Origin of the sequence: Nostoc sp. ChiVER01, assembly GCF_034531155.1 — a bacterium.
In the GTDB taxonomy this organism is placed as follows: Bacteria; Cyanobacteriota; Cyanobacteriia; order Cyanobacteriales; family Nostocaceae; genus Nostoc.
On the sequence record NZ_JAVRBS010000015.1, the window covers coordinates 61,333 to 86,067 of the forward strand.

Sequence of the window (24,735 nt, forward strand, 5' to 3'; positions counted from 1 at the left end):
ATTCAATTCTCAAGTTGCTGTTAATGCTGTTTGAAGTCAAACTTGAATGCTTGAAAGGATGTTTAGCACTCCAGAAGTTTACTTTCCCTCTATTTTTATCTCTGGTTTAATTAGGCGAGTTTTATGCAAAAATGAATTATTTTTACAAGACTTTACATTTTGACTTGCTCAATTTCTCTGTAAGAAATTGAGCAAGTCAGGTTAACGGCAAAAGAATACATATTGAAACGCGATCGCTCTACCCGCCTGCTCTTAGGGGAAACAAAGCATAACTTTGGCGGGGTAGGGTGCAATGACTACAGGAATCAGAACTAATTACCCGGACATGATATAAAAGAATATTGGAAACGATATTCTTTAACTATACTCATCCCAAACCACGGGAAAAGAATAATCTGAAATCGCCGATAAATCACGATTTTCGCTACGGGTTTCTTCATCCAGAACTTTGACGACTTTGTTATAAATATCTTGTGCTTGTTGTGGAGAATCTCCGATGCTGGTTAATCCCAATTTGCCAAACTGGGAAAGGCAACCCATCAGATGAAACACTGTACCTGTTTCAGTACCACTGTCAAAGTGCAGTCTGTGATGAGCAATGATATCCATCAAATCATTTGGTAATAATCCTTGATAGCGCTCTTTTTGCAGATTATCAGTGGCAATGTAATATTTTGGACGACCTTGTTGACTATAAAATAAACCCGTGGAAAGGTCATAGCGACCATTCGTTAATAATTTCAAGGTCATGAATGGATGAGTTGTACCGCCTTTACGCAGGTTAATTTCAATCGCCTGAATATCCCAATCTCCATTACCTTTGTCAACGGCGATAAAATCTACACCAAATCGCTCTAAAGTGCCTTTTTCTGCTAACTTTCTGCCAACTTGTAACCCCAATTGCTGTAATTGCAATCGATATCTTTCATCAGCCGGAAAGCTACAACCAAGATAAATCTGACCGTCTGGGCCTCCAAGAATTTGGTCGTGGGTTGAAAGGATTTCCACCTCACCAGTGGGTGTGATCCTTCCTTGGACGCTGGGCGATCGCTTAATTTCCCCTTCTACAAATGCTTCGGTAATTGCTCCCAACTCAGGGATTCTTCCCGAAAAATTATCCCAAGTTTCTTGCTTTGCTTGAAAGCGCATTGTTGAGAAGCGATCGCTAATTGCTGCTACCCTTTCGTCATGAGTACCTTTACCCGGTGCTAGATTCTCAATTGGTCTAAGATCCAGCAATGCATTTCCCTCTCCCGAAATGCCTTCGTTGAGTTTCACTACTACCCGTTTTAATGTGGGTTGTCGTTCCCACAAATCGCTGGTAGCTTCTGCTAAATCTGTATGGTTCCAAATTTTTTCACTGCCATCTGGATGCGGTACTCCACTTTCAGCGAAGATTTGCCGACTGCCACTTTTTGTCCCCCAAATTTGTAAATCTGGTGCGGCAGCATACAAAGGTACACCCAATTTTACAGACAATTCGCCTTCCCAATGCGAAGAGTTGTAGCAGATCATAAATGATTTATCTAGCCTCAAAGCTTCATGAATCCGCTTAAGCAGGCGGGGACGTTCTAAAATCTTTTGACTCAGGGGTTTAAGAGAGGAATCGTAAGTAGAAAGTAGCAGCAACCGATTGCGAGCATGAGAAAAGGGAATTCCTGGCAACAGTTGCAAGTAATAATCAATGATACTAGGATGCAATGGTACTGATGTTACATAAACCAGCCGAGTCCGGGGATTTTGCAACCGAATTAAGGAAAATAGTAATCTTTCTTCATAATGTTCGCAGCCTTCAATCTTTCGGAGTTCGCGCTGGTCGAGACTCAGGGAGGGAATAATTAAAATATCCGCTTCATTATTGTCAAATGACTCGCTCGTTTTCCAGCGATCGCTCAGGGTTAATTGTAAGTGGTGAAACTTTTCAACCTGCTCTGACTCAGAAATATTTAGTGTTGCCATAACCCCTACCCTCTAATAATCTCAATGTAGCGCACCATGCAGGCTTTTGGGCTATTATGCAAACTAGTCGTCAGATACCTTTTAGTCTGCAACAAAGCAACTATGCAAATATCAGTCTAAATAAATATTAACATTAACAAAAATGGATGGTATTTATGTAAGTATTTTTGTTAACCACTAAGTGATCAAGTATAAATCTTAATTTTCATTTAGCGAAAATGGCTTAATTATTGAGGCACAATAAATGTCTATTAATTATAGACTACTTCAGTAACTCTAATTTATTTAATTTATTCTATGTCTTAAGGTTGAGCAAATTTCAGCTTGTTTTACCTCTATGGAGTGATAAAGGACAGCGACATAATAGTTAACTTAAAAGCACATGAGAAGCAGAAATTCTTCATTGTATTGAGAGTTATGTACTTGGTTTTCGTGGTCGGTGAATAGTGTGAGTCAGGTGTGAGGAGAAATAATGTCAGCCGCGTACAATTGCCAGTTATAAGTAAGTTTGGTAAGCGTCGTGGGTATAAACGCCTAAAGTTGCAATGGCTAGTAGAAGCCAAAACAAAAATTAAACCTTGGGTTGAAGTTTCGATCCAAGGTTTAGTTTTGAAATGGGAAGTAGATGATTGGAAACGGCTTTTCCCAATATCCAATTACATTCAATCAATATTAAACTGGCGAGACAAAACCTATGGCTAAATCAAAAGAGAAAAAAGACCAAAAAGAGCAAAAATTACAACCGCCACAGCAGCAAGAAGCACCAGGTGTTGAATCAGAAATGACGCCAAAACCCAAGGCAGATGATGCCCAGTATCGGGGTAGTGGCAAGTTACAAGATAAAGTGGCATTGATTACAGGTGCAGATAGTGGTATTGGTCGTGCTGTAGCGATCGCATTTGCTAAAGAAGGTGCAGATGTAGCAATTCTTTACCTCAATGAACACGATGATGCCAAAGAAACAAAACAGTTGGTAGAAAAACAAGGGCGTCGTGCAGTAACCATTGCAGGTGATATTGGCAATGAAAATTTTTGTCAGCAAGCTATCCAACAAACAGTTGGGGAATTTGGCAAACTGGATATTCTTATAAACAACGCCGCCGAACAACATCCCAAAGAAAGTATCGAAGAAATCACCGAAGAACAACTAGAGCGAACTTTTCGTACTAATATATTCTCGATGTTTTTCATGACTAAAGCTGCACTCAAGCATCTACAAGCAGGCAGTGCTATCGTCAATACCACATCGGTAACAGCTTATAAAGGTAGCCCACAGTTACTAGATTATTCCTCTACAAAAGGTGCGATCGTTGCTTTTACTCGTTCCTTATCAAAAAATTTGGTATCTAAAGGAATTCGCGTTAATGCTGTCGCCCCCGGCCCAATTTGGACACCTTTAATTCCCTCAACTTTCCCCGAAGAAAAAGTTGAAAATTTTGGTAAACAAGTACCAATGCAACGAGCCGGACAACCAGAAGAAGTTGCTCCTAGCTATGTATATTTAGCCTCTGATGATGCTTCTTATGTCTCTGGACAAGTGTTACATGTCAATGGTGGAGATGTTGTCAATGGTTAGGTGAAATAGTTAGTCATTGGTCATTGGTTATTCACTTTGGATAAAGGACTAATGACTAATGACAAAAAAATAATTACTTGTAACTCTACCCTGATGGTCTTCCATTGGAGGGATGAGTAAATGCGGGAATATTGATACTCTATCTAGCAGCAAACATTTAAGAAATAATAAGTACGTCTATGGCATCTCCTACACCACTGAATGGCACAGAACTAGTAGATTGTGCTAGAGCAAATGCCCAGCAAGGAATTGAAACTGCTGCTTATCAATGTGGCTATGGTCAAGACCTCAATAAATTTGCTAAAGAACTTAGACAAGCTTGTGAAGACATGAATTTACAAGTAAAAGAACTTAGTGGATTGATTACTGACCAGGACATGATATTGCAAATAGGTACTGGCGAAATTGTTGCTCCAGATACAGAAACAGAATTGTAAAAGTTAGTCATTTGGACTTTATTCTTCACCAATGACTAATGACTGATTACTCTTTTCATAACTTTAAAATTATCCGTGCCAAATTGAAGTAAATCAAAACGCCCACGACATCAACTGCTGTAGTAATGAATGGTGCTGACATTAATGCCGGATCTAAACGGAGGTAGCGAAATAGAAATGGCAGTGCGGAACCGGAGATAGAAGCTAAAAGAGAAATAGCTACCAGACTAGTGCCAACAGCGATCGCTACTTCTAATCGTCCTTGCAAAAAATAAGCCCAGACAGTAGCGATCGCACCTAACATTCCTCCTAATAATACTCCTGCGATCGCCTCTCGGCCAATTACCTGAAATGCACCAAGCGATCGGATTTCATCGGTATTCATCCCGCGAATCACCACTGTGGAAGACTGGGCACCCACGTTACCACCAGTACCAGTCAGTAAAGGGATAAACGCCGTCAGTGTCACCACTTGTGCCAAAAGGTTTTCTTGTGACTTAATAATCGTTCCTGTAATAGTATTAGTTACAAGTAAAACCAACAACCATACAACCCGCTTCCGAGCGATTTCCAGTAAATTCATCTGAAAATAGTTGTCGCCCCCCGACTGCACACCACCACCCAAGGCGTAGATATCTTCGGTGGTTTCGCGTTGCAGAATATCAATTACATCATCGACGGTAACAATACCTACTAGAAGCTGTTCTCGATCTACCACTGGCACAGCTAGAAAGTCATATCTTTGGATTAATCTAGCAACTTCTTCTTGGTCTGTATCAGTGTGGACAAACACCACATCACGGGTCATAATTTCGCCAATAATTTGCTCAGGCTGAGATGTAACTAACTCCCGCAACGATACAATCCCCGTTAAACGCCTTTGGGCATCCATGACATAAAGATAATAAATCATCTCACTAGCATTAGCTAGGTTGCGAATTCGCTCTAGAGCTTGAGACACTGTAAAGTTTTCTTTCAGCGAGATTAACTCTAGCGTCATAATTCGCCCAGCAGTATCAGCTTCATAACCCAATAGTTGGGCTGTAGCTTGGCGTTCTGCTGGACTCAGTTGTTCTAGCAAACGATTAACGACTTTTGCCGGTAATTCATCAAATAACTTAGCTCGGTCATCCGGCGACATTTCATCGACAATATCGCGGACTTCCTGACTTTTAAGTTCCTCAATTAAGCGTTCTTGAACACTGTAGTCGAGATATTCATAAACCTCGATAGCCTCATCTTTAGAAAGCAAGCGAAAAGCCAAAGCGTGCATCGCTTCTGGCAAACCCTCAATCGCTTCAGCAATATCGGCAGGCTGCACAGGCACGAGAATAGCTTTTGCTCCCTGCAAGTCTCCCGCTTCTAGGAGCATTTGCAGCTGAGTCCGCACTAAATCTCGCAATTCCCTGCGTGAGACATTCTGAATGGTAGAGTTAAAATTGTTAGTCTCAGTCAAAGTCCACTTTCCTTAGCCAGTTTGAACAAGGTTGCTGCCCTTAGTCTAGGGGAAAGTGGGAATGTGCAGGGCTAAACTTGTGATTTTCTGACTTTAAATAAATTGAAAACTTTTGTAAATAAGTAAATAATCAGAGTTTCAAACGCTGATAATTCCTTACGTTCAACCTACTCTGTAGGGGATTGTGCTACGCAAAGCGTCTAGTTTACGACACGCTACGCGTACTCCTCCAAGGAAGCAAGCTACGCGTCAGCGTCCCGCAGGGAACGTAGAGAAGTTGTCGTGTAACTATTCCCTGGATAGTCCACCGACAACAAGCTTACTCGAAAAGTACGATAATCTCTTAATTCCAACAGATTGTGTTTTCTATCTTAAATACATAGAGTGGTAAAGCTTTTGCAAAATCACTTTTTTACTTGTTAGTACTATTCTCTACTGGACGTTTAATACTAAGTTAAAACACATCTAATTCGCATATCAAAATTTTATCAATATTTTGTAGAGTTGGTATCTTGCCCATCCTGATTATGCAACTGAATGCTGATTAGCTTATTCTCTGCTGGGTTTTATAACAAAGATATGAATTAACACTCAATTATGAAGCATAGATAAACAAGACCTCTTCAAATCTTTAAATATTAAATATCTTCTTTATCTAAATTTTATGTAAGTAAAAACTATGTAAATACAAAACAAAAACTTCATCCGGTAGATCAGGAATTTTTATTTTAAGATCATCAAAACTTTTATATTCCTTTAAAAAAGATAAATCAATATGAATCTTTAAACAAGGTTCCATGAAGAAGATGGACAGAAGCCCCTAAACTATTGTCAAATGGTAAATTAATTGATTCCATAAAAATACTTAAGTAATAATATGTAAAGATATTAGTTTAGCTAGTTAGATGGGTATCCGCCGCGATTAGGGTTGCTTGATCTCAACTTCATACACCTGTATATAAGTGAGATTAGAAGCTCTCAGGGAGGTGATCTATAATTTTTGATTAAATTCATCAAACTTATATTTCCATCTATCAAAAGTTAGGAAATTGTCGAAATAAAACAAAGATTTGTAAGAACTAATACATCCTTAAAGTAATCTTTGATTTTTTTGTCATACACATTTTTATATATATCTGCTTTTAAGGAAGATAAAGCAAGGTATATAACTTTATACTGTCTTATTATAAGTTTTATTTCAATAAACAGTATAAATACTAATAAAGTAACTTAGCAAAACACTAGATAGGTAAGAAGTTTTATCAGTAATTAAATGGAAAAATATTGAAATCAAAAAGTATATTAATCAGCTAATTATTATATTTTTGCTAATAATATTGATATCTAAAAAAGTATATATTTTTTTAAAAGTATTCAATATCAAGCTGATTTTAGAACATTGGTTATGGAATTACTTTTAGTACTATTGTGAGGCATATATCTCAATGACTGATTCACAAAATCAACTTTTGTCAACATCTTTAAGTCCAATAACTCCTCAATCATCTCTACAAAGTATTGATCGCGTATTATCTCAAGGGAATGGACTCAAAGCAGAGTATTACGACAACATCGACTTCACCAACTTGAAGCAAACTCGCACAGATCCGACAGTCAACTTTAACTGGGGTGAGAAGTCTCCAGATTCATCTATTGATGGAGATACATTCTCAGTGCGTTGGACGGGTCAGGTAGAAGCCAAGTACAGCGAGACTTACAACTTCTACACCACAAGTGATGATGGTGTGCGACTGTGGGTGAATGGTCAGCAAATCATCAACAAATTTGTCAATCAATCTGCTACAGAATACAGTGGTGCGATCGCATTGGTTGCAGGGCAGAAGTACGATATTAAACTTGAGTACTATGAAAATAAATACGATGCAGTTTCTCAACTGTCTTGGTCAAGTTCTTCTCAGACCAAAGAAATCATTCCTCAATCGCAACTGTATAGTAATGTCAGCACAGTTGGTAATGGCAACGGCAACGGACTCAAAGCAGAGTACTACGACAACATCGACTTCACCAATTTGAAGCAAACTCGCACAGATCCGACAGTCAACTTTAACTGGGGTGAGAGGTCTCCAGATCCATCTATCGGTGCAGATACTTTCTCAGTGCGTTGGACGGGTCAGGTGCAAGCCAAGTACAGTGAGACTTACAACTTCTACACTACTAGTGATGATGGTGTACGACTGTGGGTGAATGGTCAGCAAATCATCAATAAATTTGTTAATCAATCTGCTACAGAATACAGTGGTGCGATCGCACTGGTTGCAGGTCAGAAGTACGATATTAAACTTGAGTACTACGAAAATAAATACGATGCAGTTTCTCAACTGTCTTGGTCAAGTTCTTCTCAGACCAAAGAAATCATTCCTCAATCGCAACTGTATAGTAATGTCAGCACAGTTGGTAATGGCAACGGCAACGGACTCAAAGCAGAGTACTACGACAACATCGACTTCACCAATTTGAAGCAAACTCGCACAGATCCGACAGTCAACTTTAACTGGGGTGAGAGGTCTCCAGATCCATCTATCGGTGCAGATACTTTCTCAGTGCGTTGGACGGGTCAGGTGCAAGCCAAGTACAGTGAGACTTACAACTTCTACACTACTAGTGATGATGGTGTACGACTGTGGGTGAATGGTCAGCAAATCATCAATAAATTTGTTAATCAATCTGCTACAGAATACAGTGGTGCGATCGCACTGGTTGCAGGTCAGAAGTACGATATTAAACTTGAGTACTACGAAAATAAATACGATGCAGTTTCTCAACTGTCTTGGTCAAGTTCTTCTCAGACCAAAGAAATTATTCCTCAATCACAACTATATTCACCAAATATTCAAACCGCTATCACATTAGGATCATCTTCCATGACAGTCAACGAAGGTGCTGATAATGTGACCTTAACGTTGTTGAGAACTGGTGATTTAAGCAGCACATCTTCAGTCAAGTATGCAACCTTAGCTGGTACTGCCACAGCAGGAGTTGACTACGGAAGTGAAGGCACCGAAAGCGCTGGAACACTTATTTTTGCCCCAGGACAAAGCAGTAGACAGATATCCATTCCAATTAATGACGATTCCTTAGTAGAAGCAGATGAAACCTTTAGTTTTGTCATCGATCAGACAGAGGGAGCAACATTAGGACTTCAAAGAACTCTGGGAATTACAATTCAAGATAACGATCACTCTAGCCTCGATTTCAGTAAGCCAGTAGTTAATGAGAATGACGGTACTGCTACAGTGACAGTTACACGGGGTAACAGTTCGGGAGCTGCTAGCCTAGACTACATAACCTGGGATGGGACTGCTAAAGCTGGATCTGACTACCAGGCTGTATCTGGAACCTTGTCCTTTGCAGCAGGACAAGCCAGTAAAACCATTTCTATCGCCCTTAAGAATGACACTGTTAGCGAGGAAAATGAAACATTTACTTTAAAGTTCAGTAACGCAGTTGGAGTACAGTTAAATACTCAACAGACAACTATCACTATTATTGATGATGACGCTGGTAACTTTGCTTTAGAAACTGTAGCTTCTGGTTTAAATCAACCTACAGCTTTTGACTGGACAGCTGACGGTAAAAGCATGTTCATTGCTCAGAAAAATGGGGTAGTACGAGTCTTGAACAACGGCACTTTATTATCAACACCATTCATCAACATCTCTGGACAGGTTAATGATACGCGCGATCGCGGTCTTTTAGGCATTGCCGTACATCCAGATTTTGGCAAAGCCACAAACCCCAAAAACTATGTTTACCTGTTGTATACCTACGATCCACCAGAAACCAATCCAAACAACTCCAAAAACAATCCCAATACCACATTAGACAATCCCGATCAGAATGGGAATCGGACTGCACGGCTAATTAGGGTAGAAGCTGACCCCAAGACTAATTACACTACTGCTATTGCTGGCAGTGAAGTTGTGCTGCTAGGTACTAATGGCACTTGGGAGAATATTAGCCACCCAGATGGAAATAGTACAAGTGTCTCACTTGGCTATGCACCATCAGGAATTCTCAACAAAGATACTGGTAAGCCGTTTACCAGCTTACAGGATTATCTGAATAATATTGATAAAGTCCAAAATGTCCAAAACTTTATAGCTAATGATAGTGAATCTCACTCAGTTGGTTCTGTGCGCTTTGGCACCGATGGTTTTCTGTTTGTGAGCTTCGGAGATGGTACTTCTTACAATGGGATAGACCCACGAGCAATTCGTGTTCAGGATGTCAATAATCTGTCCGGCAAGATTCTGCGGATTGATGCAATTACTGGTCAAGGCTTATCAAGTAATCCTTTCTACAACGGCGATCCTGATAGCAATCGTTCCAAAGTTTATAACTTAGGTTTGCGTAACCCTTTCCGTTTTACAATTGATAAAAACACCAATACCCCTGTAATTGGTGATGTTGGCTTCGATTCTTACGAGGAGGTCAATATCGGAAAACCAGGAGCTAACTTTGGCTGGCCATTCTATGAAGGTGGTCTTGATGCAAATGGCAATATCGTCAATCTGAAACAACCAAAGTATTCTACTTTAGATGCAGCGAAAGCCTTCTATAGTAGTGACAAAACTGTTACAGCACCAGCTTACACTTATAAGCATTTTAGTTCTAATTCGATTATTATGGGTGACTTTTACACAGGCAATACTTTTCCCTCAATCTATCAAGGTGCATTATTCGTTGGTGATTTCAGTCAAGGAACTATTGATGCTTTGAAATTCGATAATCAGGGCAAAATTGTCTCAGTTAAGCGGTTTGCTTCTGAAGCAGACAGACCAAATTTAGGAGTCCCTACACAAATCACCACTGGAAAGGATGGTAATTTGTACTATGCAAACTTGACCGGGGGTGAGATTGATCGCTTCCGACCTGTTTAGAGTGGGAAAGTAGGGGGAGTGAGGGAAGCAGAGGGGACAAGGGGACAGGGGGACAGGGGGACAGGGGGACAAGGTGACAAGGTGACAAGGGGAGTATGCTTTATCGCCGAATTACCCAAACAGAAGGGTTATTAATCATGCTCACCAATCCTCCAAGGACTCGGTTATAAAGTCCATACAATTCTCGGCCTTGTTCTAAATCTAAATAATTACATTTAACCGCAAACTTTAGCCAGACTTGAGTTTCTGCCGCCTCTGCTTGTCTACGACACGCTCCGCGAACACAATCACTTAGTTTAGCGATAAAGGCTGCCTCATATCTTCGCTTGCGCCAAGCTACCCTTCGGGAACGCTGCGCGAACAGCTAAATTAGCACACACGGAGCGAGATGATCTGCGAATTTGGTCAGTTAAGGAATATCGCTCCTCAACAGGAAATTTTTTCGAGATTTCAAAGATTTTCATTGCTGCGGAGAACGCCAGTTGATAAACCTCTAAATCTTCATGACTCTTGATAGATTCTTTTCCCATCCCCTTGTCCCCTTGTCCCCTTGTCCCCAAGTCCCCTTTCCCATGCCCAATTCAGGATAACTTTGTTAAAAATCCCAACAATTTTTTAGTATTTGATGTCAGGAGAGTTCGACGATAAGCATCAGCAGCTTTTTTAATCGCTTCGGCTTGAGTGGGGTAAGGATGAATTACACTGCTTAACTTACTCAAACCGATTTTATTCACCATTGCTGTAGTTACTTCTGAAATCATCTCACCTGCGTGACTAGCGACAATAGTTGCACCGATAATTTCATCAGACCCTTTTTTATGGTGGATTTTGAGAAATCCTGATTCTTCACCATCTGCGATCGCTCGGTCTACACTACTAAAAGGTATGTTAATTGTCGTCACCTCAATACCTAATTTCTTAGCCTCGTGCTCGTACAAGCCTACATGGGCAATTTCTGGATCAGTATAAGTTACCCACGGCATCACCAGACTACTGAGTTTCGAGCGTCCTATGCCAAAGGGAGAAAACAGCGTATTTTTAATCACAATTCGCGCCGCAGCATCAGCAGCATGGGTAAACTTCCAGTTCATGCAGATATCGCCAGCTGCATAAATTTTGGGATTCGTCGTCTGGAGATAATCATTTACCTTTATACCTTGGCGCAAGTCATATTCTACACCCACTGCTTCTAAATTTAGACCTTCAACATTTGGCGATCGCCCCGCACCGACTAAAATTTCATCTACTGTCACCGAATCTCGATGACCATTGGAGGAAAAGTAAAGCCGTTTCCCCTCGGTAACAGTTACCACTTCTTCCAACTTGGAATTCAGCACCACGCGAATTCCTTCGCTAATCAAAACCTTTTGGAGAACTTGAGCAGCCTCAGCATCTTCTTTATTCAGAAGATGAGAACCGCTATGGATAAGTACTACCTCAGAACCTAAGCGCCGGAAAACTTGCGCCAATTCGCAACCAATAGGGCCACCACCAATCACCGCTAAACGTTCCGGTCGTTGAATCAGAGAAAAAACCGTCTCATTAGTTAGATAACCCGCTTTTTCAATTCCCGGAATCGCCAATTGTGCGGCTCTTGCACCTGTCGCAATTACAGCTTTTTTAAACCGGAGGGTTTTGTCGCCAACTTCCACGGTATTTTTAGTTGCAAATCGCCCGCTACCCAAAAAGACATCGACACCCAAGTTTTGAAACCGTTCCGCCGAGTCATTAGGGCTGATACCAGCTCTTATCCGCCGCATCCTTGCCATGACTTTGGGAAAATCAACATCAATATTATGTTGGGGAATATTAACACCCAAGTTTTGAGCATTCCAAATTTCGCCAACAACGCGAGCAGACCGAATAATAGTTTTAGATGGTACGCAACCAACATTTAAGCAATCTCCACCCATGAGATGCTTTTCAATTATTGCCACTTTTAAACCCAAATCCAGACCCGCCGCCCCCGCAGCCACTACTAATCCTGCCGTACCAGCCCCAATTACTACCAAATCGTAAACATCTGCGGGTTGAGGATTAACCCAATTTGGCGGATGAACGTAAGACACCAACTGTTGGTTATACTCATCCGTTGGGCGAACAGTAACTATCTCTAAATCTGAATTGGTCATTAGCAAAACCTCTTTTAAGAATTGAAAATACTAAAGTCAACTGCCTTTTGGGAGTATTCAAAATTAAAAATTAAGAATCCCGATGAATTTAGGCGGCTCAGTCTTTTATTTTTTATGCTTGTTTAATAAGGAATACAGCCTTTAAATTGTTTTGTCCGTTTGGGAATTGACAGATACAATTGAAGCTTTCCTGTATAAACATTTCAACAATTGATAATTTAGAGCAACTTGCAGCTAAATAGACCACAGTCAAAGAAGAGGACAAGGGGCAGGGGGCGGGGGGCAAGGGGAGAACCCCATAAATAAATTTATTTGCTCTGAAACTCTAAAAGCCAGGGTAATTCCAGAATTTTTCTCCCCCTGCAAAGGGCTGCTTGCTCAAGAGCCTCTTTGTTAAGGATGCACAGTTGTTGTACGTCTCTACAATTCCTCTTCTAAAGCTTTGCGTGCAATCCGGGTTACATAAACTGTCACAGCTACTGTAGCAATCAAACCCAAAATCCGAATTGCCCATTGTAAAGTTGGGTTGGTAGGTTGAGTTTCAGTACCAATCATGGCAAGATTACCTGCAAGGGAACCAATATAAACGTACATCACAGTTCCAGGAATCATGCCTACAGAGCCGATGAAGTAATCTTTAAGTGAAACTCCTGTGATGCCAAAGGCATAGTTTAATAAATTGAAAGGAAATATTGGAGACAATCGCGTTAACAGGACAATTTTTAATCCTTCTCTACCAACTGCTTGGTCAATGGCAGCAAATTTTTTATTATCTGCGATTTTCCCAGCAACCCAGCCTCTTGCTAAATAACGTCCCACAAGAAAAGCAGCAGTAGCGCCAAGGGTTGCACCGATAAACACGTAGAGAGAACCCCAAACTGTACCAAAAATTACACCAGCCCCCAAGGTGAGAATAGAACCTGGGAAAAAAGCGATGCTAGCGATAATGTAAAGAGCAATAAAAGCTATGGCTCCCAGCGCACCCAGACTATCAATCCATTGCAACGAGTCCCGTAAAATGGCTTGGGGATTGAAAGAAATTGGATTTGTAGATTCTTGTGCTAAAGCTGGGTCTGTGTTTAATGCGAAAGCACTCGCTAATATTATTAATATTAATACAGTTAACCTAAAAAACTTCTGTAAGTTTTTGGTATTAATACTTTTAAATATCTGAATTATTGTTATTTTTGTCATAGGTTGTTATTTCTTCTAATGCCACACTTTCAGCTAATGCTTTTTGAGCAACTTTTGTGATATATACAGTCACAGCAACGGTAGCAATCAACCCAATTATTCGCATTACCCATTGCCAGACTTGAGTTTCTGGAGTAGTTGGTTGATAAGAGGTGTTAATCATGACAAGATTACCAGCTAACGAACCAATATAAACGTACATCACAGTACCGGGAATAATGCCAAAGGAACCCAATATATAGTCTTTGAGGGAAACCTGTGTTACTCCAAAAGCATAATTCAATAAATTGAAGGGAAAAATGGGAGAGAGACGAGTCAACAAGACAATTTTCCATCCCTCTTTGGCAACTGCTAAATCAATCGCTTTAAATTTAGGATGTTTTTCCATTTGTCGGAAAACCCAATCCCGTGAAAGGTAGCGTCCAATGATAAAAGCCAAGGTTGCTCCGACTATTGCAGCAATTAGCACATATATTGACCCCCAAAATACTCCAAACAGACAACCGCCTTTGAGCGTTAGGAGGGAACCGGGTATAAACAGTAATGTTGCTAAGTTGTAAATTACTATGTAAGCGATAGGCCCTAAAACACCAAGACTCTTAACCCAAATCACTAAGGTTTGTAAAAGTCCCTGAAAGTTGAATTGTTTAGCGACAATTATCAGAGTGACAATTAGGCAACTTAAGAGTAATAGTTTGAGTTTGGAATTTAATAAACGCTTCTTCATTTTTATGAGTTTGACCTTCTGAGGCTCGACGTTGTAACTTACACCTTAAATCCAATTGCCCCTAAGATATACTAGCCATATTAGAAACAGCTTAAATTCTCTTAAATTTTTCTTGGCGATACCAGCAACGAATTCGCTTAGGTGAAACGCCGAGTAAATAGGCAATAATTACTATTTGATTAAGCAGCGTGGTTTTAAACACTCCCTTTTGTAACCATCTACGGGCTGAGGTAACAACTGGTGTAGGAATAATTACAATCCGTCCGATGCGTTTTAAACGACGCATGAGTTCAAAGTCTTCCATGATAGGCAATTCAGGAAAACCGCCAATTTGCTGAAATACTGCTTTTGTTAAAAAAATTGCTTGGTCGCCATAGGGCATTTGATAAAAATGCGATCGCAAATTTACACCCAACTCCACCCATCGTAAACTTAAAAGTGATGCATCAATCCGCAACTTAAATGCACCAGCCACAGTCTCAGGCTGTTGTAGCGCCGTGCGAACCATGTCATCAAACCCAGTCGGTAAACAGGTATCTGCATGGAGAAACAGCAGAATCTCGCCGCTAGCAGCTACAGCACCCCTATTCATTTGCACAGCACGACCGGGAGATGATGAGATAATTTTGACACCTAAAGACTGAGCGATCGCTACAGTATCATCACTAGAGCCACCATCGACTACAATGACTTCTATATTTAGATTGGCTTGAGTAGTAGCAATGGCTTTTTTAATATTCCCCGCTTCATTAATAGCCGGAATAATAATCGAAATTTTAGCAGCGCCAATACTTTGACTCATGATTGCTGAGTTTTCTTTTCCGGTTGGTTAGGAAATGAACACTCTACCGTTACCTTAAGATTACTTTCAGCCGTGCCTTTAGTTATGTAAGGTATACCTGCTTCACCGCCAACTTTGATCCCAAATTCTAGAGTAACTTTATCAATATTAGCAACAGGGATTCTTTTAAAAGCATTGAGTGAATAAACAGTGTAAGCCCGAATTGTACCTTCAATTGCTTGAAAATTTTGCACTATCTGTTTTTGTGCAGCATCAGCATCCCATCCCTTATCAATTAGTGCTTCTTCTCCCTCTGGAGAAACTTCGATGTTAACTGGTGGTACATCTATATTATTTGTGGCTTCGATGTAAATAATCGTGCCATCTTCTAAATAAATAGGTGTGAGTTGAGTCATGGGATAAATCTCGCCTAAAAGAATTGCGTCTAGGGTAGTCCAGCAGTGCTTATCTACAAAATCTTACGGAAAATGCGGTAAATTTCTTGTAGAAGCTGGAAATAATTCGGCACAACTATCATAGGGCTTTCTAAGATGAGTCGAGACGCTTTGGTGGTGGGAATTAATACTTATGACCGCTTAAAGAGTCTTAATGCGCCAGCTGGGGATGGTGAAGCGATCGCTCAAATCTTACAACAATATGGTGAATTTCGGGTAACGCGGCTACCAGCAGTCAAAGACAAGGAAAATGAGACGATTCGCATTGGGAAGCAAACTAAAGTTAGTTTAACTCAGTTAGAAAAAGCGATCGTCCAATTGTTTAAGCCAGATGGGAAGCCGCCAGACACAGCGCTACTGTATTTTTCTGGTCATGGATTGCGGAAAAATTTAGGGATTCAGGAAGGTTTTTTAGCGACAAGTGAAGTCAACCCGGAGGCGGGAAATTGGGGATTATCTCTACAATGGCTGCGGCGACTGCTGCAAGAAAGTGAAGTCAGACAACAAATTGTGATTTTAGATTGCTGCTATAGCGGAGAAGTGCTAAATTTTGCAGAGGCAGATCCAGGCGATAGAGGTAAAGGCAGAGACAGGTGTTTTATTGCGGCTTCTCGTGATTTTGAAGTTGCTTTTGAAGAGATTAACAGCCAACACAGCGTTCTCACCGCCGCACTGCTTCAAGGTTTAGAACCAAAACAAGACCGTTGGGTGAGTAACTACACTTTAGTAGACTTGCTCAATCAAGAACATCACCCGTTCCCCCAGCGTCCCATTTTTGCGAACTCTGGTGAAGCAATTAATCTCACACGCAAATGGAATTCCTCTGTTGTTAACCCCACAGTACAAGTATCAGCAATTTGTCCTTACAAAGGGTTGTCTTATTTTGATTGCACAGAAGCAGATGCCAACTTATTTTATGGCAGAACAGCGTTAACCGACGAATTATTAGAAAAAGTGCGATCGGGTAATTTCCTCGCTGTGTTGGGAGCATCAGGAAGTGGTAAATCTAGTGTTGTGAGAGCAGGTTTACTTTATCAGTTAAAGTTAGGACGTAGGTTATCAGGTAGCGATACTTGGCAGTTGAAAATATTTCGACCAGGGATTAATCCCTTACAAAATTTAGCGCTGGCATTTGTAGAGTCAGAATTATCAGATATTGAACGCGCATCACAATTAGCCAAAGCAGAAGAATTAATTGCCAAAGGTGCAGTTGGTTTAGGACAGTTGATTACTGCTAGTCAAACTCAGCGCGTAGTGTTAGTAGTAGACCAATTTGAAGAAGCTTTTACTCAATCTCAAGACATTACAAAACGACAGGAGTTTTTTAAATGTTTGCTAGGTGCTTTGCAGCATGATGATAATAAACTCTGCCTCATAATTACAATGCGGGCTGATTTTTTTGGTAAATGTCTCGAACAAGAGTATGGCGGACTAGCTAAGAAAATTCAAGAGCATTTAGTAACAGTAACACCGATGAATCGGGAGGAATTAGAAACAGCAATTATCAAACCTGCCCAACAGGTGAACTTAGCAGTAGAACCGGAATTAGTTTATCAAATGATTGCAGATGTAGAAAATTCACCGGGGAGTTTACCGTTGTTGCAGTACACGCTAACAGAACTATGGCAGCAAAGAACTGAAGAACGGTTAACCCTGACTACCTATAGCAAACTAGGTGGAGTCAGGGGAACCCTGCAAACACGCGCTACAGAAGTTTATGAGTCATTATCACTTGAGGAACAGCAAGCAACAAAGCGGATTTTTTTAGAATTGACACAGTTGGGAGAAGGAACAGAAGATACGCGTAGACAGGTTGTGCAACGGGATTTAGTTACTTCACAGCATCCAGAAGCTTTAATTAATAGAATAATTCAACGGTTAGCTGATGAGAAGCTAGTTGTCACCAGTACCTTATCTAATCAAATTGCTGTGGTAGATGTGGCACATGAAGCACTGATTCGCAATTGGTTGCTATTACGCAAATGGATTGAGGAAAGTCGGGACATACTGCGACAAAAGCGGAGAATTGAAGCGGCAGCTATTGAATGGCGGGATAGGCGAAGGGTTAAGGATTATCTCTTTCAAGGGAAGCGGTTAAGAGAGGTAGTAGATTTTCAGCAGCAACAAACTGAGAACTTAAGATTATCTGACTTAGCCATTGAGTTTATTCAAGCAAGTGTCAGACAAAGACGGAATAATCGCTTTCAGTCAATTGCTTTTTTCTTAATTATTCCGCTGGGTTTATCGGTATATGTGGGCATAGTTATTGAGAAATCGATTAGGATAAACCAACTTTGGCAAACTGTTGATGCTGCTAGAGGAAAGGAGTATAGTCAGGCAAGAATTCAAGCACTTGAAAAATTAATCCAAGCTGGTGAGAGTCTAGCTAGTAAAAATTTCAGCGGTGCTAACCTCAGCGGTGCCAACCTCAGCGGTGCCTTGCTCACCGATGCCAACCTTAGCGGTACCAAATTCAGCGATGCCTACCTCATCCGTGCCGACCTCAGCAGTGCCAACCTCAGCGGTGCCAACCTCAGCGGTGCCAAACTCAGCGGTGCCAACCTCACCGATGCCAACCTCAGAGGTGCCGACCTCAAGGGTGCCGACCTCACCGATGCCAACCTCAGCGGTGCCTTGCTCACCAATGCCAACCTTAGCGGTGCCTCCCTCATCCGTGCCAACCTCAGCAGTGCCTTGCTCACCGATGCCAACCTCAGCGATGCCTACCTCTGGGGTGCCGATCTCAGATTTGTCACAAACCTTACTTTTGAGCAAGTTCAATCTGCTAAATATTGGGATAAGGCAAAATACGAAAACGATTTTCGTACCAAGCTCGGTTTACCACCAGAACCAGCTAAGTGAATACTTTGGGATTGCGTTTTTACTTCTAACCAATCCTGCAATGCAACTTTCCGCAAACTTTTTCTAGATTATTATTCGGCTAAAAGTAGCTGTTTTGTTGTCTTATTTGCGTCTCTGGGCAAAACAAAAAGATTTATTTGTCAGAGCGAGTAAAGCGATCAAAGATTGCTTTGCTGGTAATGAGTTTTTATAATTAGGCGATCGCAGAGCTAATCTGAAAAAATGGCATTAAAGAGCGATCACTCTTTTCGGAGATTGCTTTGCTGGCAATGAGTTTTTATAATTAAGCGATCGCAGCAAACAAAGACGAACCCTGCATCTAGTCTGAAAAAATGGTGTTCAAGAGCGATCGCTCTTTTCAGAGATTGCTTGGCTGGCAATGAGTTTTTATAATTAAGCGATCGCAGTAAACAAAGACGAACTCTGAAGTTAAGGAGATTGTCAAATGGATAAGTTAACTCAATATCAAAATCTAATCAAGGAAATTTTAACAGAGTATCAAAGGATTTCATCACAGGTTCCTATTGTTGATGTGGATGAAGTGTTAATGTTTGATGATGAAAGAAGTCAATATTTATGGTTCAATATTGGTTGGAAACAAGGCAAAAGAATTAAAGGAATTTCTGTCTATATTCGCATTAAAAATGAAAAAATTTACATAGAAGAAGATTTGACTGAAGAAGGAATGGCAACTGAGTTAATGCGTTTAGATGTTCCTGCAAGCGATATTGTCTTGGCTTTTCAGCCTCCCGAAGTGAGGAAATATACTGAGTTTGCAACGGTTTAAAGATTATTTTCTCTTACTAGCGCGGCTGAAAGCGGCTTATTAGAGCATCTAGTTTGAAAAGATGGCATCAAACAGCGATGCCTGCGGCGGGCTACGCCAACGCTTGACTCTGAAATTCATTGCCAGGATGTCTTGATACAATTGGTCTGTGCTACTAATGGTGATTTTGCCATTTACCTGAAGTTTCTTGATGACTGCTAAGGTTCCCTTAACATTTAATCCTAGTCGAGTTGCTTCTTTTCTAGCTGCGAAGTCATCTAAAATTATGTAATCTGTTTGTAATTCAGTGCCTAAAGCAATGGCTTCTGATTCTCCTCTCCCTAGTCGCATATTTAGGCGATTGGCTAAGGAAAGTAATTGAATTTCTTTGACTAATATTTTCTCGGAATCAATTGAAGCTTTTACCTGCTGACTCGCTGCATCAGATTTAGCACTAATTTCTTCTGCAACAAAATTTGGCAAATAAAATTCATCAGAGGAATCTAGAAAAATATTGAGAAATTCCAGGCGCGATAAAAAGATTAATGGAGAAGAGTTAAAAACAACCTTCACACACCTTACCAATCCTTCTCTATAGCGATATCTTCTTCAGTCAAGTAGGAAAATTCCAGCCCCATCAAATCTAATAGTTTAAGAAATACATCAGGCTCTATTTCCATCATTTCTGCGGCTTTTTTCAAAGTAATAACTCTCGAAAATAACGCCCCTATCACAAATAAAAACGTTTCTTTTTCCTCAATATTATTAAATAATGTAATTTCTGAAGCAACACTTCTTAATTCTTCCTTACTAGTCATAGATATTTCAAGCTACCAACTGAATATCCTTAGATATTATCCCAAACTTCTGTAAGCGATGTCTACTGACAAGCGAAATGGGCAGTTAAAAACTGTACGTCAGTTGATTCCGATAAAGATTTTTGTACCAAGCTGGGTTTATGCCGCCTCAATATGTTTAATCTGAAAAAATGGCATCAAAGAGCGATGCCTGCGGTATTTGCTAGCCAACGCAATGCTCAGAGATTGCTTTGCTGGCAATCAGTTTTATAATTAAGCGATCGCACCAAACAAAAACCAACCCTGAAGTCACTCCCATCAACCCTGTAGTGACTTTCGTCAACCCTGTAGTCACTCTCGTTAACCCTGTAGTGACTCCCGTCAACCCTGTAGTGACTCCCGTCAACTCTGTAGTGACTCTCGTCAACCCTGTAGTCACTCTCGTCAATCCTGTAGTGACTTTCGTCAACCCTGTAGTGACTTTCGTCAACCCTGTAGTCACTCTCGTTAACCCTGTAGTGGCTTTCGTCAACCCTGTAGTCACTCCCGTCAACTCTGCATTTAATCTGAAAAGATGGCATTAAACAGCGATGCCTGCGGTATTTGCTAGCCAACGCAACGCTCAGAGATTGCTTTGGTGGCAATGAGTTTTTATAATTAAGCGATCGCACAGCTAATCTGAAAAAATGGCATCAAACAGCGATGCCTGCGGTATTTGCTAGCCAACGCTTGACTCTGAAATTTGACAGTCGCTACTAGCGCGGCTGAAAGCACCCAAGAATTAGTAATAACTTGCGAAACCAAATTGAAAATAATAGACCTCTTGCAAAAGTACTTTTTGCAAGAGGGGAAAAAGGGGTTCATGTTAAAGGGGAAGGGGATAATACAGAACCTTTCCCCCTTCCCCCTTACCCTTTTCCCGACTTATGCAAGAAGTCTAATGATAATTGCTTAAGTATTGCCAGTGTTTGGGAAATGGTAATCAAACACAGTATTGGCAAACTCAGCTTTAATTTAAATTTTTCTGAGTTTGTCGAACAATTTTGTCGAACAACAAATAATTATGAAATAGCTTATTCTCACTCATAATTCCTAAGTTTTGCGTTGGTTTACCCAGCGTGCCGCCTCAATAGCAGATGCGAACCGCATAGACACTCCAAAAACCTGCACTTCTCCCGTATTCGGATTTGTTACTTTGAGAAACTGCTTAGGCTGGACATTAATTCCTTCTTGAACGGTACGTAACAACTTGTATTCTTCCCAAGAGTCAATTTCGACGGCGTTCATTTTTTCAAATAACTTTGCCCAGGCGATATCATCGAGTTTACGGTTCCGTTGTAGAGTTATTTTACCGTGATGTGCATTCAGGCTATACCTATCTGCAAAGGCTACAGCAGGTATATCTTCGCCGTGGAGATGGTTGTTGCTATCAATATTAATTGTGGTGGCATGGTTGGAAATAATAGCAGTATTCTTAAAGAAGAAAGCCCAGCCACAATTTTTAACAAATTCTTCTAATATTAATAGTTTGCTTTCAAACTGATAGTATTTTAAAGTATGAATACAAAACTCAAAATAACTACATCCTGCGATTAAAGTTTCGGGTTTGCGGCAGGAAGAGAATATATTTTTAATTAAATTGCGATCTCGTTTGCCAAAATGTTCCTCCAAAACATCTCCCCATTGTATTTCTAACTGTTCTTGCAGTAATTTGGAATATTCTTTTGCTAGATGATTGTCAAACAACGAATGTAAATTTTTTTGTAAATCAACAGGTACTCGCACAAGCAAATATGAGTGCAAATTACTGTAGAGTCTGCTCCAATAGGAGCTATCTATGGGATCACCCAACATTGCCTGGGAATCGACTTTGAGTAAATTCCAGATGTACTCGAACGCAGCGTTAGGGCTATCAACGATAATTATTTCAGGTTCCGTGAGTTCTAGTGCAGTATATATTGCTCGAACTGCATCTGTAGCGTGTTGTTCGTTGATGCGTTCAGTGGATAGCCCAATGTGTTGCCATTTTTCTCGATATCGGGATATGAATCCACGTTGTTCTGGTGTCAGATAGTCGGCGGACATAGCAGGTATGCGATACAGTGGCTATTTTGTATTAAAGCAGGTTATTTGACTTGGTTAGTAGAATTTAAGAAAAAGCTACTCTACTGGTTTAAAAATGTCATCTTCAAAATAATCCCCATGACAGCTATCACCGTCAACTTGAACCCCATCATCCAACTTACCGACAACCAATTTTATCAACTCTGTCGGGAAAACCCAGAAGTTAAATTTGAACGGAATGCAGAGGGAAAACTACTAATAATGCCACCTACAGGCGGAGAAACTGGAAATCGCAATTTTGAAATTGCGGCAGATTTTGTAATTTGGAATCGCCAAACTAAACTTGGAGTTGGCTTCGATTCTTCCACCTGCTTTAAACTTCCCAATGGTGCAAACCGTTCTCCTGATGTAGCTTGGATAAGAAAAGAGAGATGGAATGCACTCACACCCGAAGAACAAGAAAAGTTTCCGCCGATCGCGCCAGACTTTGTTTTAGAGTTAATGTCACCAAGCGATAGTTTGCGAGAAACGCAAGCGAAAATGCAGGAATATATCGATAACGGAGTTCAATTAGGCTGGTTAATTAATCCGAAAATGCGTCAGGTAGAAATCTATCGGATTGGTAAACCAGTAGAAATATTAGCATCTACCCAAGAATTATCAGGAGAAGATATTTTACCAGGATTTATTTTAAATTTACAAATAATCTGGGGATAAAAATTTATTGATTTTGGAGTACCTGCTCAAATTCAATAATAGCATCGTACTGGTCAGGTATTGCGATATAACTCAGCAGTAAAGCGGGGTCTAAATTTGGAAAAAACCCACTCCGGTTTACTTCTTCATACTCGCCACTCTCGCTAAGATGGAATATTTTTATTTGATTAGATTTCCAAAACCAAACTTCCGGCACTTTTTTAGGCTTGTATAACTCCTTCCTGTTAATGCTTCCACTAGTAACAATAATTTCAATCACAATATCAGGAACTTCTCTTTCTGTTCCAATACTGTAAGACTCATCTGGTGTGCCAGAAGCATACCCAGGTTCTTCCAAAGTGAAACCACCACGTCTGTAAAACCGGATGCCCAACTTTTTCATGTAAGCTTCTAGTAGCAAGCCAACAGTACTTTTCACTTTCTCATGCTTATCTCCAATGGGGGACATAATTTCTAGAATTCCTGACAAATAAGATAGTCTGACATTGCGATTTTCCTGAAGTTGTGCCTCAATCCCTTTGAATTGCTTCCAAGAAACATCCTTGAGAGTTACCAGTTTTTCTTCTGTGGCCTGGTCTACAAGTGGAATGCTCATAAAAACGCTTTCCTTATACGCTCACTAATTCTACTTTGATATAGAGTTATCCCAAAATTCTGCGATCGCTCACTTGCCGTATTGGTTCTCAATAAGATTAAGCTGTCCTTATTACACAAACTTGTGTTGTTCATAGTATTGACATAGTGCTACTTATGGAAACCACCAGCTACTTCTATTGCTGTAAAACTGAAACCGTCCAAAGCCGAGAAATTGTCCGTGGGATTGCTCACCTACTGGGAACGCAGTGACACCCAATAAGTAGACACCAGAAATGCTGGGATTACTCACAGGGCGGAGGGCAATTGTAACTGTCTGTCCCGGAGTTACAGGCGGATCAAAGCTCACAGTAACAGTTCGTGTTTTGCGTTCTGCTGTGACTGGGCCTAGTGTTAGCCGAGATTCTTTGCGATCGCGAGTTCCGACAAATGCGCGGGTATCCTTAAGCTTGTAGTCGATGTTTTCTGCTCCCTCCTTCTGTGCGATCGTTACCTTCTGGAGCGATTCTCCAGCATTCTCCGGCACGTTAATAGTAAAATAATAAGTTCCGCCCCAAACATTCACTTCTTTGTAAATAGTTATCGCTTTAACAAGTTTCGGCGGTTCGACAAAGTAGACTGTACCATCTCTAAGCTGCACCCCTTGAGTCACCGGAACAGCAACTCCTCCAATGCTTATTGCTAACGAGAGTGTTATGCCAAACAAAGTTGTAACGCGCATAATTCAAATATAAAAAACGCCCTCATTTCAATTCTAATTCTTTGGGAATGAGCGACTTGGGAATAATAGAAGCTTGTTTTTCCCCATCATAAGATTTGGTGTACCACCAAGCCCAAGCAATTAAGACTGCTTGAAAGGGAAGCCTGACTACGTGTACCCAAGGTGAATTTGGTATATGTTCAATCTTAATTAGGTTAACCGCCATATAAATATTGGCAGGGTAAACAGCAATAAAAAGAGCAAGAAGTCCCCAAGCAGCAGCCTGACTGACAGGCGGGACTAATAAACCGATACCACCCAAAATTTCATAAAAACCACTGAGATAAACTAATCCTAAAGGGTAAGGTAGTTGTGGCGGCACAATTTTGACATATTCTCCTGGGACAAGAAAGTGTGTCACTCCAACCACAATAATGCATATAGCAAGGATGACTCGTAATGTTTCCTTATATTTGTTCATAGGTTTGACCTGATTTATATACTTGTTCCTATTACTTCAGTTTGAGTTATGGATGTTAATCTGTCTTGAGTCAACAGGAGGAAAATCAGCAATTTTTTCAAAAACCTATTTAATTCAGGGATTTATTTATAACAGT

General features: G+C 40.5%; 22 protein-coding genes and 1 pseudogene. 9 read left to right on the forward strand and 14 right to left on the reverse strand.

The genetic code is table 11. The features are described from left to right. Positions 1-357: 357 nt before the first annotated feature. Positions 358-1,959 carry a peptide ligase PGM1-related protein gene (locus RMY00_RS19900; RefSeq protein ID WP_322649190.1) on the reverse strand — a complete coding sequence of 534 codons (1,602 nt, stop codon included), beginning with the start codon at positions 1,957-1,959 and terminating at the stop codon, positions 358-360. Between the two features lie 459 nt (positions 1,960-2,418). Here RMY00_RS19900 and RMY00_RS19905 point away from each other — a divergent pair, with 459 nt between their 5' ends. The 3 genes from RMY00_RS19905 to RMY00_RS19915 all read left to right on the forward strand — a co-directional run bounded on the left by RMY00_RS19905 (position 2,419) and on the right by RMY00_RS19915 (position 3,972). Continuing rightward, entirely contained in the window at positions 2,419-2,661 is a 243-nt protein-coding gene (locus RMY00_RS19905; RefSeq protein ID WP_322649191.1) for a hypothetical protein, read from the forward strand. Next, positions 2,654-3,535 (forward strand): SDR family oxidoreductase, encoded by an 882-nt coding sequence (locus RMY00_RS19910; protein ID WP_322649192.1) that lies wholly within the window; start codon positions 2,654-2,656, stop codon positions 3,533-3,535. Before RMY00_RS19905 ends, RMY00_RS19910 begins: the two co-directional genes overlap by 8 nt. Positions 3,536-3,714: 179 nt before the next feature. Then, positions 3,715-3,972, forward strand: a complete 258-nt coding sequence (locus RMY00_RS19915) for a hypothetical protein (RefSeq protein WP_322649193.1) — start codon at positions 3,715-3,717, stop codon at positions 3,970-3,972. 55 nt (positions 3,973-4,027) lie between these two features. On the opposite strand, the gene mgtE is transcribed toward RMY00_RS19915, so the two are convergent. Next, the gene (gene mgtE, locus RMY00_RS19920; RefSeq protein ID WP_322649194.1) at positions 4,028-5,428 is read right to left on the reverse strand and encodes a magnesium transporter; all 1,401 of its coding nucleotides are present in this window, start codon (positions 5,426-5,428) and stop codon (positions 4,028-4,030) included. A gap of 1,445 nt (positions 5,429-6,873) precedes the next feature. Here mgtE and RMY00_RS19925 point away from each other — a divergent pair. Further along, on the forward strand, positions 6,874-10,329 hold the full coding sequence (locus tag RMY00_RS19925; protein ID WP_322649195.1) for a PA14 domain-containing protein: 3,456 nt from the start codon (positions 6,874-6,876) through the stop codon (positions 10,327-10,329). 100 nt (positions 10,330-10,429) lie between these two features. Here RMY00_RS19925 and RMY00_RS19930 read toward each other — a convergent pair. The 6 genes and pseudogenes from RMY00_RS19930 to RMY00_RS19955 all read right to left on the reverse strand — a co-directional run bounded on the left by RMY00_RS19930 (position 10,430) and on the right by RMY00_RS19955 (position 15,579). Further along, positions 10,430-10,859: pseudogene (locus tag RMY00_RS19930) on the reverse strand (four helix bundle protein). Positions 10,860-10,910: 51 nt separating this feature from the next. After that, positions 10,911-12,461 carry a mercuric reductase gene (locus RMY00_RS19935; RefSeq protein WP_322649196.1) on the reverse strand — a complete coding sequence of 517 codons (1,551 nt, stop codon included), beginning with the start codon at positions 12,459-12,461 and terminating at the stop codon, positions 10,911-10,913. Between the two features lie 420 nt (positions 12,462-12,881). After that, positions 12,882-13,655, reverse strand: a complete 774-nt coding sequence (locus RMY00_RS19940; RefSeq protein WP_322649197.1) for a TVP38/TMEM64 family protein — start codon at positions 13,653-13,655, stop codon at positions 12,882-12,884. Beyond that, entirely contained in the window at positions 13,624-14,382 is a 759-nt protein-coding gene (locus RMY00_RS19945) for a TVP38/TMEM64 family protein (RefSeq protein WP_322649198.1), read from the reverse strand. The genes RMY00_RS19940 and RMY00_RS19945 overlap by 32 nt, the downstream gene beginning before the upstream one ends. Positions 14,383-14,473: 91 nt before the next feature. Further along, entirely contained in the window at positions 14,474-15,184 is a 711-nt protein-coding gene (locus tag RMY00_RS19950; protein ID WP_322649199.1) for a TIGR04283 family arsenosugar biosynthesis glycosyltransferase, read from the reverse strand. After that, the gene (locus RMY00_RS19955; protein WP_322649200.1) at positions 15,181-15,579 is read right to left on the reverse strand and encodes a CU044_2847 family protein; all 399 of its coding nucleotides are present in this window, start codon (positions 15,577-15,579) and stop codon (positions 15,181-15,183) included. The genes RMY00_RS19950 and RMY00_RS19955 overlap by 4 nt, the downstream gene beginning before the upstream one ends. Positions 15,580-15,714: 135 nt before the next feature. Between RMY00_RS19955 and RMY00_RS19960 the strand changes: the two genes are divergently transcribed. Together RMY00_RS19960 and RMY00_RS19965 are read left to right on the forward strand one after the other, a co-directional pair. Further along, positions 15,715-18,480 (forward strand): pentapeptide repeat-containing protein, encoded by a 2,766-nt coding sequence (locus tag RMY00_RS19960; protein WP_322649201.1) that lies wholly within the window; start codon positions 15,715-15,717, stop codon positions 18,478-18,480. 445 nt (positions 18,481-18,925) lie between these two features. Next, positions 18,926-19,267: a XisI protein gene (locus tag RMY00_RS19965; protein ID WP_322649202.1), complete on the forward strand. Its 342-nt coding sequence runs from the start codon at positions 18,926-18,928 to the stop codon at positions 19,265-19,267. Positions 19,268-19,315: 48 nt separating this feature from the next. On the opposite strand, the gene RMY00_RS19970 is transcribed toward RMY00_RS19965, so the two are convergent. Beyond that, a complete protein-coding gene (locus RMY00_RS19970; protein ID WP_322649203.1) occupies positions 19,316-19,819 on the reverse strand; it encodes a DUF3368 domain-containing protein in 504 nt (167 codons plus the stop codon). A 5-nt stretch (positions 19,820-19,824) separates the two neighbouring features. Next, positions 19,825-20,064 carry a hypothetical protein gene (locus RMY00_RS19975; protein ID WP_322649204.1) on the reverse strand — a complete coding sequence of 80 codons (240 nt, stop codon included), beginning with the start codon at positions 20,062-20,064 and terminating at the stop codon, positions 19,825-19,827. 230 nt (positions 20,065-20,294) lie between these two features. Between RMY00_RS19975 and RMY00_RS19980 the strand changes: the two genes are divergently transcribed. Together RMY00_RS19980 and RMY00_RS19985 are read left to right on the forward strand one after the other, a co-directional pair. Next, the gene (locus RMY00_RS19980; protein ID WP_322649205.1) at positions 20,295-20,627 is read left to right on the forward strand and encodes a hypothetical protein; all 333 of its coding nucleotides are present in this window, start codon (positions 20,295-20,297) and stop codon (positions 20,625-20,627) included. Positions 20,628-20,835: 208 nt separating this feature from the next. Further along, a complete protein-coding gene (locus RMY00_RS19985) occupies positions 20,836-21,132 on the forward strand; it encodes a hypothetical protein (protein ID WP_322649206.1) in 297 nt (98 codons plus the stop codon). Between the two features lie 3 nt (positions 21,133-21,135). Here the strand turns inward: RMY00_RS19985 and RMY00_RS19990 are convergent, their stop codons facing one another. After that, positions 21,136-22,128 (reverse strand): DUF6745 domain-containing protein, encoded by a 993-nt coding sequence (locus tag RMY00_RS19990; RefSeq protein WP_322649207.1) that lies wholly within the window; start codon positions 22,126-22,128, stop codon positions 21,136-21,138. Positions 22,129-22,245: 117 nt separating this feature from the next. Between RMY00_RS19990 and RMY00_RS19995 the strand changes: the two genes are divergently transcribed. Next, the gene (locus tag RMY00_RS19995; protein WP_322649208.1) at positions 22,246-22,824 is read left to right on the forward strand and encodes a Uma2 family endonuclease; all 579 of its coding nucleotides are present in this window, start codon (positions 22,246-22,248) and stop codon (positions 22,822-22,824) included. A gap of 4 nt (positions 22,825-22,828) precedes the next feature. Here the strand turns inward: RMY00_RS19995 and RMY00_RS20000 are convergent, their stop codons facing one another. From RMY00_RS20000 to RMY00_RS20010, 3 genes are all read right to left on the reverse strand, one after another. Beyond that, entirely contained in the window at positions 22,829-23,419 is a 591-nt protein-coding gene (locus RMY00_RS20000; RefSeq protein ID WP_322649209.1) for a Uma2 family endonuclease, read from the reverse strand. A gap of 153 nt (positions 23,420-23,572) precedes the next feature. After that, complete coding sequence (locus RMY00_RS20005) at positions 23,573-24,139, reverse strand: DUF2808 domain-containing protein (protein ID WP_322649210.1); 567 nt, start codon at positions 24,137-24,139, stop codon at positions 23,573-23,575. Positions 24,140-24,161: 22 nt separating this feature from the next. Continuing rightward, entirely contained in the window at positions 24,162-24,599 is a 438-nt protein-coding gene (locus RMY00_RS20010) for a DoxX family protein (protein WP_322649211.1), read from the reverse strand. Positions 24,600-24,735 lie beyond the last annotated feature (136 nt).

What these genes read in the sequence shown, in the direction of transcription:
- RMY00_RS19900 (WP_322649190.1), bottom strand. Translation starts at nt 1,959, where the DNA reads ATGGCAACACTAAATATTTCTGAGTCAGAGCAGGTTGAAAAGTTTCAC.
- RMY00_RS19910 (WP_322649192.1), top strand. Translation starts at nt 2,654, where the DNA reads ATGGCTAAATCAAAAGAGAAAAAAGACCAAAAAGAGCAAAAATTACAA.
- RMY00_RS19915 (WP_322649193.1), top strand. Translation starts at nt 3,715, where the DNA reads ATGGCATCTCCTACACCACTGAATGGCACAGAACTAGTAGATTGTGCT.
- RMY00_RS19925 (WP_322649195.1), top strand. Translation starts at nt 6,874, where the DNA reads ATGACTGATTCACAAAATCAACTTTTGTCAACATCTTTAAGTCCAATA.
- RMY00_RS19935 (WP_322649196.1), bottom strand. Translation starts at nt 12,461, where the DNA reads ATGACCAATTCAGATTTAGAGATAGTTACTGTTCGCCCAACGGATGAG.
- RMY00_RS19940 (WP_322649197.1), bottom strand. Translation starts at nt 13,655, where the DNA reads ATGACAAAAATAACAATAATTCAGATATTTAAAAGTATTAATACCAAA.
- RMY00_RS19945 (WP_322649198.1), bottom strand. Translation starts at nt 14,382, where the DNA reads ATGAAGAAGCGTTTATTAAATTCCAAACTCAAACTATTACTCTTAAGT.
- RMY00_RS19950 (WP_322649199.1), bottom strand. Translation starts at nt 15,184, where the DNA reads ATGAGTCAAAGTATTGGCGCTGCTAAAATTTCGATTATTATTCCGGCT.
- RMY00_RS19955 (WP_322649200.1), bottom strand. Translation starts at nt 15,579, where the DNA reads ATGACTCAACTCACACCTATTTATTTAGAAGATGGCACGATTATTTAC.
- RMY00_RS19960 (WP_322649201.1), top strand. Translation starts at nt 15,715, where the DNA reads ATGAGTCGAGACGCTTTGGTGGTGGGAATTAATACTTATGACCGCTTA.
- RMY00_RS19965 (WP_322649202.1), top strand. Translation starts at nt 18,926, where the DNA reads ATGGATAAGTTAACTCAATATCAAAATCTAATCAAGGAAATTTTAACA.
- RMY00_RS19975 (WP_322649204.1), bottom strand. Translation starts at nt 20,064, where the DNA reads ATGACTAGTAAGGAAGAATTAAGAAGTGTTGCTTCAGAAATTACATTA.
- RMY00_RS19990 (WP_322649207.1), bottom strand. Translation starts at nt 22,128, where the DNA reads ATGTCCGCCGACTATCTGACACCAGAACAACGTGGATTCATATCCCGA.
- RMY00_RS19995 (WP_322649208.1), top strand. Translation starts at nt 22,246, where the DNA reads ATGACAGCTATCACCGTCAACTTGAACCCCATCATCCAACTTACCGAC.
- RMY00_RS20000 (WP_322649209.1), bottom strand. Translation starts at nt 23,419, where the DNA reads ATGAGCATTCCACTTGTAGACCAGGCCACAGAAGAAAAACTGGTAACT.
- RMY00_RS20005 (WP_322649210.1), bottom strand. Translation starts at nt 24,139, where the DNA reads ATGCGCGTTACAACTTTGTTTGGCATAACACTCTCGTTAGCAATAAGC.
- RMY00_RS20010 (WP_322649211.1), bottom strand. Translation starts at nt 24,599, where the DNA reads ATGAACAAATATAAGGAAACATTACGAGTCATCCTTGCTATATGCATT.